Annotated in this window: 14 protein-coding genes; 6 read left to right on the forward strand and 8 right to left on the reverse strand. The window is 70.7% G+C overall.

Annotation, left to right across the window (positions count from 1 at the left end; all coding sequences use genetic code 11):
* The first annotated feature begins 163 nt into the window (after positions 1–163).
* Positions 164–2,902 carry a LamG-like jellyroll fold domain-containing protein gene (locus ABZ532_RS12615; protein WP_361281746.1) on the forward strand — a complete coding sequence of 913 codons (2,739 nt, stop codon included), beginning with the start codon at positions 164–166 and terminating at the stop codon, positions 2,900–2,902.
* A 120-nt stretch (positions 2,903–3,022) separates the two neighbouring features.
* Complete coding sequence (locus tag ABZ532_RS12620) at positions 3,023–3,727, forward strand: hypothetical protein (protein ID WP_361281748.1); 705 nt, start codon at positions 3,023–3,025, stop codon at positions 3,725–3,727.
* Between the two features lie 134 nt (positions 3,728–3,861).
* Here ABZ532_RS12620 and ABZ532_RS12625 read toward each other — a convergent pair whose 3' ends face one another.
* Positions 3,862–4,971 carry a glycosyltransferase gene (locus ABZ532_RS12625; protein ID WP_361281750.1) on the reverse strand — a complete coding sequence of 370 codons (1,110 nt, stop codon included), beginning with the start codon at positions 4,969–4,971 and terminating at the stop codon, positions 3,862–3,864.
* Positions 4,968–5,507 (reverse strand): WcaF family extracellular polysaccharide biosynthesis acetyltransferase, encoded by a 540-nt coding sequence (locus tag ABZ532_RS12630; protein ID WP_361281752.1) that lies wholly within the window; start codon positions 5,505–5,507, stop codon positions 4,968–4,970. Before ABZ532_RS12630 ends, ABZ532_RS12625 begins: the two co-directional genes overlap by 4 nt.
* Before the next feature lie 127 nt (positions 5,508–5,634).
* Between ABZ532_RS12630 and ABZ532_RS12635 the strand changes: the two genes are divergently transcribed.
* On the forward strand, positions 5,635–7,143 hold the full coding sequence (locus tag ABZ532_RS12635) for a hypothetical protein (RefSeq protein ID WP_361281755.1): 1,509 nt from the start codon (positions 5,635–5,637) through the stop codon (positions 7,141–7,143).
* Between the two features lie 27 nt (positions 7,144–7,170).
* Here the strand turns inward: ABZ532_RS12635 and ABZ532_RS12640 are convergent, their stop codons facing one another.
* Genes ABZ532_RS12640 through ABZ532_RS12650 form a run of 3 tightly spaced genes read right to left on the reverse strand, consistent with a single transcriptional unit; the run spans position 7,171 to position 11,437 of the window.
* Positions 7,171–8,535 carry a hypothetical protein gene (locus tag ABZ532_RS12640; RefSeq protein WP_361281757.1) on the reverse strand — a complete coding sequence of 455 codons (1,365 nt, stop codon included), beginning with the start codon at positions 8,533–8,535 and terminating at the stop codon, positions 7,171–7,173.
* Positions 8,532–10,232: a lipopolysaccharide biosynthesis protein gene (locus tag ABZ532_RS12645; RefSeq protein WP_361281760.1), complete on the reverse strand. Its 1,701-nt coding sequence runs from the start codon at positions 10,230–10,232 to the stop codon at positions 8,532–8,534. The genes ABZ532_RS12640 and ABZ532_RS12645 overlap by 4 nt, the downstream gene beginning before the upstream one ends.
* A complete protein-coding gene (locus tag ABZ532_RS12650) occupies positions 10,229–11,437 on the reverse strand; it encodes a glycosyltransferase (RefSeq protein WP_361282129.1) in 1,209 nt (402 codons plus the stop codon). Before ABZ532_RS12650 ends, ABZ532_RS12645 begins: the two co-directional genes overlap by 4 nt.
* A 254-nt stretch (positions 11,438–11,691) precedes the next feature.
* On the opposite strand from ABZ532_RS12650, the gene ABZ532_RS12655 reads away from it, so the two are divergent.
* On the forward strand, positions 11,692–12,171 hold the full coding sequence (locus ABZ532_RS12655; protein WP_361281763.1) for an adenylyltransferase/cytidyltransferase family protein: 480 nt from the start codon (positions 11,692–11,694) through the stop codon (positions 12,169–12,171).
* Here ABZ532_RS12655 and ABZ532_RS12660 read toward each other — a convergent pair.
* On the reverse strand, positions 12,131–12,856 hold the full coding sequence (locus tag ABZ532_RS12660) for a CDP-alcohol phosphatidyltransferase family protein (RefSeq protein WP_361281765.1): 726 nt from the start codon (positions 12,854–12,856) through the stop codon (positions 12,131–12,133). The two genes, ABZ532_RS12655 and ABZ532_RS12660, sit on opposite strands and share 41 nt — an antisense overlap.
* A 213-nt stretch (positions 12,857–13,069) precedes the next feature.
* The gene (locus ABZ532_RS12665; RefSeq protein ID WP_361281768.1) at positions 13,070–13,444 is read right to left on the reverse strand and encodes a hypothetical protein; all 375 of its coding nucleotides are present in this window, start codon (positions 13,442–13,444) and stop codon (positions 13,070–13,072) included.
* Between the two features lie 381 nt (positions 13,445–13,825).
* Between ABZ532_RS12665 and ABZ532_RS12670 the strand changes: the two genes are divergently transcribed.
* Positions 13,826–16,396 carry a hypothetical protein gene (locus ABZ532_RS12670; protein WP_361281771.1) on the forward strand — a complete coding sequence of 857 codons (2,571 nt, stop codon included), beginning with the start codon at positions 13,826–13,828 and terminating at the stop codon, positions 16,394–16,396.
* Between the two features lie 8 nt (positions 16,397–16,404).
* Here the strand turns inward: ABZ532_RS12670 and ABZ532_RS12675 are convergent, their stop codons facing one another.
* Positions 16,405–16,605, reverse strand: coding sequence for a hypothetical protein (locus tag ABZ532_RS12675; protein WP_361281774.1), 201 nt, complete (start codon positions 16,603–16,605; stop codon positions 16,405–16,407).
* Between the two features lie 51 nt (positions 16,606–16,656).
* Here ABZ532_RS12675 and ABZ532_RS12680 point away from each other — a divergent pair, with 51 nt between their 5' ends.
* Positions 16,657–17,163, forward strand: a complete 507-nt coding sequence (locus tag ABZ532_RS12680; protein WP_361281776.1) for an SRPBCC family protein — start codon at positions 16,657–16,659, stop codon at positions 17,161–17,163.
* Positions 17,164–17,258: the final 95 nt, after the last annotated feature.

Consider the following 17,258-nt stretch of genomic DNA (forward strand, 5'->3'; position numbering starts at 1 on the left):
CGTTTAAATTGTTTATCAGATGAGTCAAATGCGTTCCGCGAAGTGACATGCACTCGTAGAGTTCGCGCACAACACGTTCATACGGCCCGCCCGGACCCAGGGGGCATAGGCGGGCACGTCACAGGCAGAGAGTCCATGACCGGGCTCAGAAGCCGGGGGGTACATGCACAGAAGAACAAGAGGGCGACTCGGCGTCGCCCTCGCACTGTCAGTGGCAGCAACGGGAGGCCTGGGCCTCATCACGATGCTGCCGCAGTCCGCTTCCGCGATCACCTCGCCCGTCGCCTTCACCGCCGACGACCTGCCGACCTGGCAGACCAACGGCATCGTGTGGGCCCTGGCCGAGGCGAACGGCACGGTCTTCGCGGGCGGCACCTTCTCACAGGTGCGCCCGCCGGACGGGGAGAGCGGCACCGCGCAGGAAGCGCTGAACCTCGTCGCCCTGGACGCGGCGACCGGCGATCCCACCTCCTGCAAGCTGTCGTTCGCCGTCGGAAGCGGCAGCGCGACCGTGCGGGCCCTCGCGGTCTCGCCGGACAAGAAGACGCTGTACGCGGGCGGCTACTTCGGCTCGGTCAACAACGTGCCGGTCAGCAGCCTCGCGGCCATCGACATCGCCACCTGCACGCCCAAGGCGGGCTTCCGCCCGAGCGTCCCCGCCACCGTGCGGACGCTCGCGGTCACCGGGGACACCGTCTACCTGGGCGGCGACTTCACCTCCGTCGGCGGCGCCGGGCACGCGCGGTACGCGGCCGTGGACGCCACCAGCGGCGCGGTGAAGCCGTTCCAGGCCGATGTCGACGAGCCCGGCCGGGCCGTCGCGGTCACCCCTGACGGCAAGAACGTGATCCTCGGCGGTGACTTCTTCACCGTCAACGGCGCGAGCTCGCACGCCTTGGCCGTCGTCGACGCGACCACGGGCGCCAATGTCCGCACCTACCCCGGCTTCATCGACGGCAGGTCGGTGGTCAAGGCGCTCGACACCGACGCCACGGGCTTCTACACCGGCAACGAGGGCACCGGCGGCGGTGTCTTCGACGGCCGTATCGCGCTGGACCTGTCCACACTGGACCAGCGCTGGCGCGACACCTGCCTCGGCGCGACGCAGGCGGTCGAGTCCTACCAGGGTGTGCTGTACAGCGCCTCGCACGCCCACGACTGCTCCAGCGTCGGGGAGTTCCCCGACGGCCGCCGTCGCCACCTGCTCGCGGAGCCGACCACCGGCACCAACAAGCTGGGCTGGTTCCCCGACACCAACGACGGTCCGGGCGAGGGCATCGGCCCGCGCGCCATGGTGGTCTCGGAGACCTCGAACAACAAGTACATGTGGGTCGGCGGCGAGTTCACCACCGTCAACGGCTCGGCGGCCCAGGGCCTGACCCGCTTCGCGTCCTCCCCGGACACCGGAGCGCCGACGGTGCCGTCGGCCAGTGGCGAGTCCGTGTCGTCGACCGAGGCCCGGGTCCGCTGGCGCTCGAGCTATGACACGGACGACAGCAAGCTGACGTACAAGGTCTACCGCAACAACGGTGCCACGCCCGTGTACACGGTCGAAGGCGACTCCGTCGAGTGGTCACGTCCGCAGCTCTCGTTCACCGACAAGAACGTCTCCCCCGGCTCCACCTACAGCTACCGGGTGACCGCCACCGACGCCGCGGGCAACGCCTCCGGGCTGTCGTCCACGGTCACCGTGACGGTGCCGACGTCCACCCAGAACTACGCGGCGCAGGTGCTCGCCGACGGCGCGAACCTGTACTGGCGCTACGACGAGTCCGGCAGCCCGTTCATCGGGGACAGCTCGTCGGGTGACCAGAGCGGCGTCCAGATCAACGAGCCCTCGCTGCGCCAGACCCCGGCAGCCGTGACGGGCGCGTCCACCGCCATCGGGTTCAACGGCAGCAACGAGTGGGTCTACAGCGAGAAGCGGACCACGGTGCCGAGCCAGTACTCGATCGAGACCTGGTTCAAGACCACCACCACCCGGGGCGGCAAGCTGGTCGGGTTCGGCGACCGGACCACCCAGAACAGCGGCAACTACGACAAGCACGTCTACATGCGCAACAACGGTCAGTTGATCTTCGGCGTCTGGACGGGCACCGCCCGCACCATCACCACGCCGAACAGCTACAACGACGGCGCCTGGCACCATGTCGTCGCCACCCAGGGCTCCTCCGGGATGGCCCTGTACGTGGACGGCGTCCAGGTCGGCACGCTCGCCGAGACCGGCAACCAGAGCTACAGCGGTTACTGGCGCGTAGGCGGGGACAATCTCAACTCCTGGCCGAACCGTCCGACCAGCTACACCTTCGCCGGTCAGATGGACGAGACGGCGATCTACCCGTCGGCACTGAGCGCGGCCCAGGTGCAGAAGCACCACGCCCTCGCCTCGGCCGTGGCCGACACCGTGCAGACGGTCAAGGCCGCGGACGACACGTATGTCAACGCCGGTGCCGCCAGCGCCAACTACGGCACCTCCACCTCCCTGGCGGTGCGTGGCACCTCGCCGTACGAGACGTATCTGCGCTTCGACCTGCCGGCGGCTCCGGCCGGGACGGTGCTCAAGAGCGCACGGCTCACGGTGAAGACCACCACGATGAGCAGTGCGGGCAGCACGGACGAGATCTCCGTGCGGCCGGTCACCGGAAGCTGGACGGAGTCGGGCACCACCTACGCCTCCAAGCCGGCCGTCTCCGGGACCGCGATCGGCACCCTCACCGGGATGACCGAGCTGTCGTCGCTCTACTCGACGGCGCTCGAGACCGGGGCGCTCTCCCCTGCCCTGGGCGGCAGCTACAGCCTGGCGCTCACGAGCACCGGTGCGGACGCCCTGTGGCTGTGGTCCGGTGAGGCGTCAGCCGCGGAGAACACCCCGCAGCTGGTGCTGACCTTCGGGGCGCCGTAACCTCGCCGCCTCTCCGTGCGGGCCCGCACCTCGGTGCCGGGCCCGCACACCCTCCGGGCCCGCACCTCCGTGTGGGCCCGCCTCCATACCCCGGGGCCCGCTGGCCCCGCAGGAGCCACCATGCACACTCGTACTACTCGGCCTGTCCGGCCTCTCAGGCGCGGCGCCGTCGGCGTCGTCGCTCTCACCGCGCTCCTCGCGCTCACCGGTTGCAGTTCGGACGGCGACGCGGAGGCGAAGGCCAAGCCCACCCAGAGCGCCTCCGGCAAGAAGGCCGCCGCCACACCCGACTCCCAGGCGAGCGCGCCTTCCGAGGGCCCGCGGGCCCCCGCCTCCAAGGGCCCGGTCCTGCCCGACGCGAAAATCACCCCGGCGACCGGCACCTTCACCGCCAAGGAGAAGAAGTACCTCAGCGGCCGGGTACCCGTGGACATGGACCCGGCCGCCGTGCTCCAGACCGGCCAGGAGACCTGCCAGCGCATCGAGCGCACCGCCGCCCACGACAGGAACGCCGCGATCGGCGCGATCATCTCCGGGGACCTGCCGGAGGCGGACGCCGCGATCAAGCAGCTCTGCCCGAAGCAGCAGCCCCTCTTGGACACCGCCGCGACCGGGTTCCCCGGAGGCACCAGGAAGAACCCGGAGCCCGGTACCTACCAGGCGCTCACCACCGCCACGGGTTGCACCTGGCAGGCGACCGGAGACGGCGGCACGGTGCTGGCGGCCGGTCCCGGAACGGGCGCCGGGAAGAAGGTGACCGCGGAGATCCCGGCCGGGACCCGTGTGTTCGTCTCGACCGGCTGCTACGCCTGGCTTCCCGCGTAGAGGTTCGGCTCCGTCACGACGTCTCCCCCCCGGCTGAGCCGGGGGGGGAGACGTCGTGACGGTGTGAGGTCCTGTCCGGACAGGACCTCACACGGGCCGCGGTGCCGCGCCTACCGCATGGCCCCGGGGAGCGCTCATGCCCGCGCGTACACATCCAGCAGCGTGCCGAGCACCGCGTCCATCGAGAACGTCCCGGCAGTGAGTTCGCGGGCCGCCGCGGAGGCGGTCAGGCGCGCGGACGGATCCAGCAGGTCGAGTACCGCCGGGGCGATCCCGTCCGGGCCGGACACGACGCGACCGGCCCCGGAACGGTCCACATCGCGGGCGAGGCCGTTGGAGTCGGTCACCACGACCGGGGTGCCCACGGCCATCGCCTCCAGGACCGACATCGGGAACGGCTCGTCGACCGAGGGCAGTACGTAGACGTGTGCCCTGCGCAGTTCCCCGGTCATCTCCGTCCCGGTGAGCGGCCCCGGGCAGCTCACCCTCCCCGCGAGTCCCAGCTCGTCGATCCGCTTCCGGACCGCGGCGAGTTCGCCCTCGTCGGGCCCGGCGACGACGAGGGTCGCATCCGGATACCTGGCCAGGATCGCGGGCGCCGCGTCCACCAGGTCGACAGGACGTTTGCGGGCCTGCAGGCGGGCCGCGTACAGGATGCGCGGGGGTCCCTGCGGAGCGGGCCCCTCGGGCTGCGCGGGTACGCCGTTGACCAGGCGGACGGCGCGGTCGAGCCCGGCTCCGCCCACCACCGCGTTCAGGTCCCGGAGCTCGCGGCTGGTGAGATGCAGCACCGCACGCGCGCCGGTCAGCACCCGGCGCACCGCGACCGCGTCGAGCAGCCGGGCCGACAGCCGCTCACTCGGGTCGACCATGCCGTGTGTCTGGAGGATCAGGGGACGCCCGGCCCGCAGCGCGGCCAGCGCCACCGGCAGGGTCACCAGGTCCCGGGCCAGATGCACATGGACGACATCGGCGCCCCGCACGAGGCGGTGCGCGCCGGCCAGGAGCGAGGGCGAGGTCAGGCCGCTGAAGCCCAGCGGCAGGACCCTGCGCGCCTGGTACAGCCGCGCGGGCACATCCTCGATCTCATCCGGCAGTGGGCTCGGGAAGCCGTCGCCGAGGGCGGTGAGACGCGCGTCGTGGCCGCGTTCCCGCAGTCCCCGGCAGAGGTTGAGGGCGACACGTACCGGGCCGCCGAAGGCGTGCGTGGGACTGTGGAGGGTGACCGCGTGCAGCACTCTCATGCCGGCTCCTCGACGGGCCTGCGCCGGTTGTCGGCGGTGTGCAGGGTCAGTTCCGGCAGGTCCTTGTGGAGTACCGCCCCGGCGCCGACGACTGCGCAGCGGCCGACCTTCGCCCCGGCCAGGACGGTGGCGCGGGTGGCGATCCAGGCTCCGTCGTCCACGGTGATCGGCGCGTTGCGGTACCGGAAGTCGGCAGCGCGGTGGTCATGGCTGCCGGTGCACAGCAGCGCCTCCTGCGACACGCACACATGGGCGCCGATGGTGACCGGCTCCAGGTTGAGGATCCACGCCCCCTCGCCGATCCAGGTGTGGTCGCCGACGGTCAGTTTCCACGGCCACAGCACGCGCACACGGTGCCGGATGAGCACTCCGGTCCCTATCTCCGCACCGAAGGCGCGCAGCAGCGCCGTCCTGACCCGCGCCGGTGTGAACCACGCCATGAAGACCGTGTTCATCACCGCGAACCACAGCGCCTGAACGATTCTGCTGCGTCCCTTGTCGTATCCGGCCAGTGTGAAGGCCGGGAGATCACGCATCGATCCACCCCCCAACGGCGTCCTCCAGGACGCAACTTCGCCACACTGTAATAGCTGGGCGTTCATCGAAGGCAGGCCGTCAGTACACTGCGGCGGGGATCTCTATCGGGGGCGGGGGCGGGGCGCCATGACGCAGCACACGGAGCGGAGCGCCACAGCGGCGCCCGCCGCACCGGAGCCGGATGCGCAGGAGCACACCACGACGCCGCGGTTCTCGCCGCGCACACTGCTCGCGCGCGCGCTCTCGGTCCCGCTCGTGCTCGGGTTCTCGGTGTTCCTGCCGCTGCTGGTGCTCGTCCAGCCGGGCACGGGTCTGTACGACACGGCGTTGTGGATGCAGCTGACGCTCACGGTGTACTCGGGCCTGCGGCTGTCGGCGATGATCCTCACCAGCCGCCGCAAGCTGCTCGCGGGGTCGTTCTGGTTGTTCGTCTACATGGCGATGGGGGTGGCACCGCTCGTCCAGGCCGTGCTCGGCCGCACACCGACCCCGGTGGTGGGGGCGCGTACCGATCTGGCGGAGGCCGTCCTGCTCGTCCTGGTCGGCTGCGTCGCCTTCGACGTCGGCTCGCTGCTGGCCCGCCAGCGGCCGGGGCGGGCGCGGGACGAGAGTCCCCGCACGGCGCTGGTTCACCGCCGTCGTCTGTATCTGCTGACGATCGTCGCCTTCGTGGGCTCGGCCCTTCTCGTGGTGAAACTGGGCGGTCCCGCGGTCTTCTTCACCAGCCGCCAGGAGATCATCAGCAGCGTCCAGGACGCGGGGCTCTCCCAGGCGGACTCGCAGGCGGGCCAGGCCATCGTGCGCGGCTTCGGCACCGTGCCCGCGCTGATCGCCTGGCTTGCGTACACACGGTGGCTGGTGACCTCGCGGCACGCCCGCCGTTCCGTGATGATCATCGCCACCTGGCTGGCGCTGGCGGGTCTGAACGGAGTGGTCAACAACCCGGTCTCCAACCCGCGGTTCTGGTTCCTGACCGTTCTCTTCTCCCTGCTGTTCACCGTCTTCCCGGTGAGCGCCGCGTTCTACCGGGTCGCGCTGAGCCTGGGCGTGATCGTGGCCCTGATCGTCTTCCCGTTCTCGGACCGGTTCCGCTACGACGACGACAACTACCGTCCGCTGGAGACCACGTCCCCTCTGGAACCGCTGACCATCAAGGACTACGACCAGGTCGGCATGTTCGCCAACACCATCACCTACGTGCGCTCCGGGCGCGGGCACACCTACGGCCGCCAGCTGACGGGTGCGGCACTGTTCGCGGTACCCCGGTCCGTGTGGGCGGACAAGCCGATGGACACGGGTGTGCTGGTCGGCGAGTGGATGGGGGCCACCAACACCAACCTCTCCTCGCCGGTGTGGGCCGAGCTCTGGATCGACTTCGGCCCGGCCGGTATGGCGGCGGGATTCGTCGGCCTGGGGTACGTGGCGGCGCGGGTCGACCGCCGGTGTGCGCGGCGGGCGGTGCGCCGGGCGCCACCGGGCAGTCTGATCGCGCTGACGGTACCGCTGGTCGCGGGATACTCCTTCATCCTGCTGCGCGGACCGCTGTTGCAGGCGTCGGGGCGCGTGGCTATCGCGGCGTGCTGCATCGCACTGATCACCACGTTCCGGCAGGACCGGGCGGGCGGGCTGCGCTGATCGGTGACAGGGGGCGTCTGCCGGCTCTCAGCCGGCGGGGACCGCTGAAGCGGGCGTGACCCCAGGCCGTTCCGCGGCGGGCAGCCGGGCGACGCGGGTCCAGGCCGCCACCGCCTTCAGCGCGGAGCCCGCGGCCAGCCCCCAGGCCGCGCCCAGGGCCGATCCGGTCAGCAGGTATCCGCCGAGCATGAGGGCGACCGAGAGCAGCGAGAACAGCACCTGCACCGACAGGGTGGCGCGGGGGCTGAGCACCCGGAGCGTCACCAGGGCGCAGGTGCCCAGGCCCATCACCGCGTACTGGGCGCCCGTGGCGGGCAGCAGCGCGGCCGCCGACTGCCATGTGTCGCCGAGGAGTCCGCGTCCCACGCCGTCGGGAAGGGTGTAGAGCACCAGACCCCAGGCGAGGCCCACGGCACAGAGCAGCAGGCCGAGCACGGCCGCGGCGCGGGCGGTGGCCCGACGGCCGCCGAGACGGCCCAGCAGCGGCGGGCCGAACGCGTTGACCGAGTTGAACAGCACGTTGAGCGGGCCGAAGAGGGTGGTGGCACCGCGCAGCGCGCCGACCGCCAGCGGAGCCGCGAACAGTCCGAGGCCCAGCACGGCGAGTTGGCTGGAGGCGTTGCCCACGGCGAATTCGACCACGAAGCGCTGTCCGAGGTGCCCCCGGCGCACGTACGCCCGCAGGTCGGCCCGGGCGCCGCGCACGTGCGGCCACAGCAGGCGCAGGCCGATCAGCAGCGCGGGCACGGCCGACAGTCCCCAGACGGCCACGAGCAGACCCGGGGCGGTGTGCTGCGGCTGGAGCAGCAGCGCGGGCACCACGCACAGCAGGCGCAGGCTGTCGGCGGCCAGCGCGAGGCCGGGGCGCCGCAGGGTCGAGAACGCGTACCGGAGTGCGTCCTGGACCAACACCAGTGGCAGTACGAGTCCCAGGGCGAGGAAGGCTCCGCCCGGTCCGGACCAGCCCTCGCCGACGGCGGCGGTCGCCGCGCCGGCCAGGGCGAGCAGGACGCCGGCCGCGGTGGCGGCCAGCGCGGTGAAGGAGACCGCGGACCGGCACGCGGCCCCGGTGGCCGCCGCGCCGCCCCGGGTGAGGACCACGGCCTGGCCGACGTACGCCATGTTGAGGCCGAGCAGCACCGTGAAGGTCAGATAGACCATCGAGAAGGCGGCGAACCCGGGAGCGGTGGAGACCCGGGCGGCGATCACCAGGACGGCGATGTTGGTGAGGCTGGACGCCGCCTGGTCGAGCACCGAGGCGACCACGGCCCCCGAACGCCGCGGTGCGGGCACCGGATCGGCCGACTCCGCCTGCGCGGGCGGCTGGCCGGTCGCCCCAGGCTGATCGGGTATCGGGTCGGACGCCCCGGGCTCGCCGCCGGGCGCGGTCACATGTCTCCCGAGCGTACGGTGCGCAGCGCCATCGTGCTGCTGGGGTCGGCGTCCGGGTCGAGCTCCGGCTCGAGGCGGGCGCCGGGCGGGACGGGACGGCCGGCCGGACTCCCGCCCTTGCGGCGCCGGTTGCCGGCGGGTGCGGCGGGATCGGCCGTACGCCGCGACTCGGTGTGTGTCACCGCGCCGAGCACGGTGCCGCCCGCGCCGACGATCAGCTCGCGGATGCGGACGAGGTCGGCCCGGTGCACGGTGCGCGGGTCGCAGACGATGAGCACACCGTCGACGCGGTCGACGAGCGCGAGGGCGTCCGCGTAGGCGAGTACGGGCGGGGCCACGACCACGACGGTGGCATCGGGGTCGTCGGCCTCGGCGATCAGCTGGGTGACCTGGGGGGAGGTCAGTGCGCGGGGGACGTTGCGCACGCGCTCACCGGGCACGAGGCCGAAGGCGCCGGACTCACCGGCGTCGACCACGAGGCGGTCACGGCCGGGCCACTCTCCGTCGGTGGCCTCGGCGTACCCGCCGCTGCGGCTCCAGCGGGGCCGGGTCGCGGCGGACACGTCGAGCCGTTCGGTCAGGGACGGGGTACGCAGATCGGCCTCGACGAGGAGCACGTTCTTGCCGGTCTCCGCGAAGGACGCGGCGAGGTTGACCGCCATGGCCACGCTCGACTCCATGGAGCCTCGCGCCGCGACGACGAGCACACGCCGCCGGTCCGCGAACCGGTCGTCGTAGGCGAGCCGGAAGGCGATCGAGCGGTACTCCTCGGCCGCCCGGGAGTCCGTACGGCCGACCACCAGGGCCGCGCCCGACCCGCGTGGCAGCGCGCCCAGCACGGGGCCGCGCACCGCACGGGCCACGTCCCCGGCCGAACGCGGCGCGGGGTCGAAGACCAGCCGCACCCAGGCGCCGAGCAGTCCGAGGCCGACACCGACCAGGCCGCCAAGGCCGAGCGCCAGCGGCATGCCAGGGCCGTCGGAGGCGCTGGGCACGGTCGCGTCGCGGATCACGTTGCCGGGCGTCATGTCGAGCGCCTTCAGGCTGGTGATCTTGGAGCGGAGCTCGGTGATGCGGTTGAGCAGGTTGACCTGCAACGCGTAGGCGGAGTCGGCGGCGGCACCTTCGGGCAGTCTCTTGAGCCGGTCCGAGAGTTCGTCGTTCTGCTTGCCCAGCGGATTCAGCTGGTCCTGGAGGCCCTTGACGTTCGCCGCGCGGACCGATTCGTACTGCTCCTTGCGCAGGGCGATGTACGCCTGCGTCAGTGCGTTGGCGCGCCGCGACGCCGCCTCGGGATCGGAGGCGTTGTAGGTGAAGTGGAGCACGAGGGTCTGCGGCGGGGTGGTGACCTGGAGCCCGCCCTGGAGCTGTTCGACCTCGTCGGCGTCCATGCCCAGTTTCTTCGCGGCCCTCTCGGCGACCTTGCGGCTGAGGGCCGTCTGCCGCTCGGACCCCATGTTGATCGCCTTGTCGATGGACAGGGCCGGGTTGAAGGGGTCACTGGAAGGGGCACGCAGGACGACGTCGGTGGTGGCCGCGTAGCTGTCGGCGCCGGTGATACCGAGCCAGGCACCCGCCAGCAGCCCTACGCCGACGCCCCCTGCGATCAGCCAGCGATAGCGCAGCAGTTGGCGGAACTGCTCCCGCAGCTGCTCCGGCTCGTCCTCCGCCCGGATCGTGACGTGTGTCTGGCTCACCTTCCAGGGCCCCCCATAGCCTCATCGATCAGCGCGTCGATCCGCGCGAGACCCGCTTCCCGTGACAGATGAGCCGCCACATGGCGCGGTCCCGCCGCGCCCAGCTCGTCCGCCATTCCCGGATCTCGGGCGAGTCTACGCACCGCTGACAGAAACTGATCCGGATCTTCTGGTTCCACGAGCATTCCGGCACCGGATCGCAACACCTCGCGGGCCGTGCCGCCTTCCGCGGCGACGGAGGCGACCACCGGCCGGCCGGCCGCGAAGTAGGAGGTCAGCTTGGAGGGCACACTCATGTCGAGTACGGAGGCTCGCTGGGTCACGGTGAGCACATCGGCCGCGGCGAGCACATCGGGGAAGTCCGCGTCGGAAACCGGAGGCAGGAATTCCAGGTTGGGCAGCCCTCCGGCCATCCTGGCGAGGTGCTCGCGCTGGTTGCCGTCACCCATCAGCACGATCCGGGTCGCCGGATCGCGACGGGCCGCCTCCACCAGCACCTCGAGCCCCTGCTTGAGGCCCATGTTGCCCGAATGCAGGACGACGGTCCGCTCCGGACCCCAGCCGAGACGCTCCCGGGTACGGGCACGCGGCCCCGACGGTGCCTGTATGTGCGACCAGTTGGGCACCAGACGTATACGTCCGGGGTCCACCCCCATGGCCCGTACACGCTCGACGAACGTCTCATGGATGACACCGACGAGGGTGGCACGCCGCAGCACCCACGACTCCGCTCGCTCGGCCAGCTCGGCGGCACGGCCACCGCCGCCCTTGATCCCGGACTGTGCCGCGGCGGCGCCCATGAGGTCCTGGACGACGGGCACGTACGGGGCGCGGTGCCGGGCGGCGATCCGCGCGCCGAGCACTCCGCCGGCGAGGCTGGGCAGCTGGGCGAGCACCGCGTCGAGCCGGCCGGTCCTGGGCGGGGCGACCAGGCCGTGGGCGAGTATCGAACCCTCGAACAGGCCTCGGCGCAGGGCGCTCTGCCGCGGCGGGACACTGTGCCGACGGCGGTGCACCGTGACACTGGCACGTCGCTCGGTAGCCTGCCACACCTTGCGGTAGGCGGGATCGAGCCGCCACGACGGGTAGTGCGGAAGCCCTGCGAGCACGTGTGTGTCATGGCCGCGGCTAGCCCAGTGCTCGGCGATGCCGGTGGCGTACGGGCCGATGCCGGTGTGCTCGGGCGCGTAGTTGGTGGACACCAACAGCAGCCGCCGCCTGGCGTCCCCGTCGTTGGTCTGTGTCACGCGACGAAACCTTTCCCCCAGCCGCGCCAGCGGCCTCCCCAGTGTGTTCACGTCCCACGGGACCCCCGAATCCCATGCGCTGCTCGAAAGTGAACCAGGACGCACCCAATTGTTCACTCTCCTTGCACCGAGCATGAACGCTATCGTCAAATTCTGCGCGCTCCTGTCAACGGATGCGCGCGGGGGGACACCATCGAACAAGGGGGGCATTTGTGCCATCGAGCAAGCGGTACCGCGTGGGCTACGCACCGGGCGCCTACGATCTCTTTCACATCGGGCACCTGAACATCCTGCGCCACGCACGCGCCCAGTGCGACTACCTGGTGGCCGGGGTGGTCTCGGACGAGATGGCCGAACGCGCCAAGGGCAGGCGCCCGATGATCCCGCTGGTCGAACGACTGGAGATCGTCCGCAGCATCCAGTACGTGGACGCCGCGTTCGTCGAGACCGTGCCGGACAAGGTGGAGACGTGGAAGCAGGTGCGCTTCGACGTGCTCTTCAAGGGCGACGACTGGCGGGACACACCGAAGGGAGAGCGGCTGGAGCGGGACTTCGCCGCCGTGGGCGTGGACGTCGTCTACTTCCCGTACACCGTCCACACGTCGAGCACCCAGCTGCGACGCGCGCTCGACGCCCTCAACACACCGCGTCTCACCGAGGAACTGCGGACAGCTCCCGGAACCATTTCGTGAGGAAGGCGACGAGGAAGAGCGCGGCGGCGACGGCGAGCCCGGTGTAGGCCCACCGGAAGGCGCCGCCCCCGAGCAGCAGGAAGACCAGGCAGAACACCCCGTGGTCCACGGGCAGCAACGCCACCGCCCGCACCGTGGACGGCCCGGCCCCCTGCCCCGGCCCCGCCTTGGGCTTGAGCTTCTCGGTGAGCAGCCCCCCGAAGAACGTGACGACGGCGGCGAGCTGGAAGCCGAGCGGCACCAGCAGCCAGCCGTCGGCCGCGGTCCCGAAGTGCTCGGGGTGCCGGTAGAAGGCGATCAGCACCGCGGTGTGCAGCGCGGTGAGCTTGGCGCAGTCCACCACATGATCAAGCCACTCCCCCGCCGCGCTCCCCCCACCGCGCAGCCGCGCCAGCTGCCCGTCGGCCGAGTCGAACGCGAACCCGACCGCGAGGCCGAGCCACACCAGGAAACCCACCGCCCAGGTGGGCTGCGCGAACGCCACCACCAGAACCGCCGCGAAACTGAAGCCCGCACTGATCAAGGTGACCTGGTTGGGCGTGAGCCCCATCCGGTAGGCCCCGGCCGCGAGATACCTCCCCGCGGGCCGGTTCACGAACCGCGAATACAGCGATACCCCTTTTGCACTCTTCTGCGCGGACTTCAGACGTGTCAGCGCCGACTTATCAGTAACCGTGCTGCTCATCGATCCCCCCGGACCTCATGACCCCACCAGTGGCTCCCCCGGCCCACATCATCACAGGTGGGGACCTGCAAAAACGAACCGCCGGAAAACTGACCGGAAACCGGGGGTGCCGCCACACCCGGCTCGCGACCGGGGTCCCCGCGGGCCCACGCGGCGCCTGCCGCGGCCCCGACGAAATGACGGCGAGACAGGGCGGCGCTCCTGGACTTGGTCCTACCCCCTCTGATTCCTCTGCTTCTTCTTACCCATGACGCGGGCAACGCCGATTGCCACGGTCATGACCAGGCAGACAACGGACACCGCGGCGAGGCCCCCGACAGTCGGGTTGACCCAGGAGGGGACGAGGTCGTGCTCGGAGTTGCACCAGTTGTGCAGCGGAAACAGCGGATCGTTGGGGTGCTGTAGCGCGAACCCGGGGTCGTAGGAATCGCCCCAGGTCTCACCGATGTCCATGCCGCCCCACGCGGCGAGGGCCCCGACGGCGAATGCCACGGCAGCCAGCACCGCGGTCACGGCGAAGCACACGAACCACCATCCAGGGTGGCTCCAGAGCTTGCCCCGGAGCTCCCTCCACACCAGCCGGATCATGTTCACCGTCCCCGGTTCTCCGGAGGTCGGTCAGCGCGAGCGCGCCGGCGCGTTCTCCTGTCGCTAGATCTTCTCTGGAACGCATCGGCGAAACCGGACACGAACGGCGACAGCTTGCCATCCGGCTGACCACCCGGTGAGAGGGGGCTCTGCGGCCCCTCATCGGCCTCCGTGCCGGACCCGGCTTGGGCCCGCGGTGGGCCCTGGGGCCCTTCTCCAGGCCCAGGGGCAGGCATAGCGTGTTGGTTGGGCTCCCGGGGGACGCACACGTGGCGTGTGGGCACCAGTCAGTTGACCTGCACTCCCGAGAGGGTGGTGAGTCGCTTGTCGCGGCCCGGGCTCCACACGCCTACCGGTGACGTCACGCACACCGGTGTCCCCATGCCGTGCTCGAGCGACCGCAGCACATGGCCGTCCTCGCTCAAGGCCGTTCGCATTCTGCTGCATGTGCTGTTCGCGTTCACGCTGGTGGGCGCGTTGGGAGTGATCGGCTCAGCCGTCGCCGCCGAGAGGATGACTCCGGGGCTGTGCGGACTCGCGTTGTACGCGGCCGCGCCGGGCGCCCTGTCCTGGGTGCTCTTATGGCGCATCCCCAGGGGCGGTAGACGTGACTGGGGCGGTCTGGTCGCCTTGCAGACTTTGTTGGTCGCGGGCAGTCTGCTCAATCTCGCCGCCGGGTCGCTGCTGGGCCTGAGCCAGCTGATCCTGCCGGTGCTGACCCTGGCGTTCCTCACCAGGCCTCAGAGCCGGACATGGTTCGGAGTGCGGGTACGGGGACGGAACTGGCGCGACCTCCGTGAAGCGCTCCGCCGGTTCTCCCTGTCGCGCATGCTCTTCCGGCGAGGCGAGCGGGGACAGACGGCCGTGGAGTACCTGGGCCTGATCATGATCGTCACTCTGATCATCCTGGCTCTGGTGACCGGTGGCGTATCTCGTCACGTCGCCGACGGGCTCCACACCGCGGTCTGCACCATCGCCGGCTCGTCGTGCGAGACGGGCGGAACAGTCGGCGGGAACGGCGGGGGCACCGGGGGTGCGGCCGGCGGTGGTACCGATTCGGGTGGTTCGACCGGCGGCGCCGATGGGGGAACGGACGGAGGTTCGAGTTCGGCCGGCACGGCTTCTGGCGGTGCGAATTCAGGAGGAGCCAGTTCCGGTGGTGCCGCATCCGGCGGTTCCGATGGTTCTGATTCCGGTGGTTCTGGCTCGGGTGGCTCCGGTGGCACCGTCTCCGGGTCCGGTGGTGCGACCGGCGGCGACACAGGTGGAAGCAACGGCGGACACGACGGCGGAAGCACCGACGGCGGAACCAGCTCGGGAGGATCAACCTCAGGAGGCCCAACAGGAGCCGACAACGGCGGCACCACCTCCGGTGGCAACAACGGCGGGTCGGACTCCGCTGGGTCGAGCAGCGGCGACACGGGCGGCAGCAACGGTGGTGGCACTGAGGGCGGAACGACCTCCCGTGGCACGTCCGGCGGCGACAACGGTGGGGCGAGCGGCGGGTCGGCCTCGGGTGGCTCGGGCGGCACCGGCTCCGGTGGTGCGACCGGCGGCGACACAGGTGGAAGCAACGGCGGACACGACGGCGGAACCAGCTCGGGAGGATCAACCTCAGGAGGCCCAACAGGAGCCGACAACGGCGGCACCACCTCCGGTGGCAACAACGGCGGGTCGGACACCGGTGGGTCGAACGGCGGCGGCAGTTCCCATTCCGGTGGGTCCGGCAGTTCGTCCGGCGGCTCCAACTCAGCCGGAAACAACGGCGGTAACTCGGGCGGCTCAAGTTCCGGCGGCGCCAATTCAGGCGGAAGCAACAGCGGCTCCTCCAGCAGCTCCTCCAGCAGCTCGTCCGGCGGCTCGACCGGCGGCTCATCGGGTGGTTCATCGGGTGGAACCAACGGCGGCATCGACGGCGGCCTGATCGGTGGCACGAGTTCCGGCGGTGCTTCCGGCGGCAGCAATGGCGGCTCCTCCGGCTCCAGCGGCAGCGGCAGCGGTAGCGGTAGCGGTAGCGGTAGCGGTAGCGGTAGCGGTAGCGGTAGCGGCAGTTCATCGGGCGGAACGTCCGGAGGCTCCAGCTCGGGTGGCCAGCCCAGCGCGGAGCCGACACAGCCCGAAGACCCCGAACCCGAAGACTCCAAGGATCCTGAGCAGTCCGAGGCCGACAAGAAGTGCGATGGCAACGGCCTTCATGCCGGTGCCTCCGGTTCCGGCGAGCGGGTCGTCCTGGCCATCGGCCCCGACGATGGGGCTGGTGGCGCCGGCCCGGCGCACACGGAGCCAGGTCTCGAAGCCCTTGCCGCCGCCGCCATGGCCGCCAGCAGCGCCATGGTCTCCGGCTTCGACGCCCTCCAGCAGGCCGGCAGCGCCGCCGGCTGCTCGGATGCGACAGGGGAGGACGGTGACCAGGACAAGGACAGCGATACCGACGAGGACACCGACCACGACAAGGACAGCGACACCGACAAGGCGGATGGGCCCGAACCCAATCCTCATCCGGAGGTGGCGATCGACCCGGACGTGGACGTGGAGGACATTCAGGAGAGTCTCGAGGGCAAGGGTCATGTGACCTGGCGTGATACGCGTGAGCAGCTCTACCGCAATGACACCCGCCCGCCGAGCGTCATCTTCAACCAGGGCTTCGCGCCGCAGGATCCGAACAACCCGGACCTGGACAGCTATGTGAACCACAGCGAGAACTCCGCCTTCGTCGGCACCACCAACAATGAGGAGTTCGCGACCAAGTGGGGTGCCAAGTACGTCTACGACATCGACGCGCCTGGCGGTATCGACATCAACAAGACGTACGGCCCCGACAGTCCCTACTCCCATGAGGACGAAATCGCCTTCCCCGGCGGGATCCGTCCTGAATACATCAGGGGCGTCTGGGAGGTGAAGCCCGACGGATCCCTGGGGAAGTACGTGAGCAACAAGAACTTCACGGGTTAGCCGGGAATTCAGGGGCGGTCGGACGGCTCCGGTATCCGCGCCGGGGTGGTGTGGCCGTGCAGCGATCTGACCGAAGCGGCCCGCGCCGGCCGGGCCCCGACGTCGAGGTGGCCACCGTGCCATCGGCACCGGCGACGGCGGCTGCGCTTGATGCGCACCCGCTGGACCTGGATGCGTACCCGCGGCGTCACACCCTGATCCCGTCGCATGCCATGATGGCTACCGAGCAGTAGCTTCACAGCTTGATGGAGGGCACTGGCATGGCCCGTGTGTTCGGTGTGAGCAGCAGCATCGTCGTCGACGTCCCGCCCGATGTCGCCTACCGGGCCGTAAGCAGTCCGGCCGACATGGGCCGTTGGAGTCCGGAGAATCTGGGCACGACGGGCGGCGCGGAGGACGGACCCGCCGTGCTGGGCACGACATTCGTCGGGCGCAACAAGCGTGGACGGTTCCGTTGGGTCACACGGTGCACGGTCACGGCGGCCGATCCCGGCCGTCGCTTCGCGTTCCGTGTCCACGCCATCGGGCTCAACCGCCCGCTGCTGCCCGGCCCGATCGCCACCTGGGAGTACCGGTTCGAGCTGGCCGGTGACGCCACGCGGATCACGGAGACCTGGACCGATGACCGGCGGGCGTGGCCCGCCTTCGTGGCCAATGCCTTCGACCGGGTCGCCACCGCAGGCAGCACCTTCGCTGACTTCCAGGCCCGGAACATCGATGCAACGCTGCGCAACCTCAAGCGGGAGCTGGAGACACCTGCGGGGTGACCGCACCCCGTGACCGCGCCGCCCCGTCGACCTCCGCCGAATGCGCCCGCTTCGCGGTCCGCTGACGACCGTCGACCACTTCGGTGACCGGCGGA

Source organism: Streptomyces sp. NPDC019396 (genome assembly GCF_040632375.1).
Lineage (GTDB): Bacteria > Actinomycetota > Actinomycetes > Streptomycetales > Streptomycetaceae > Streptomyces.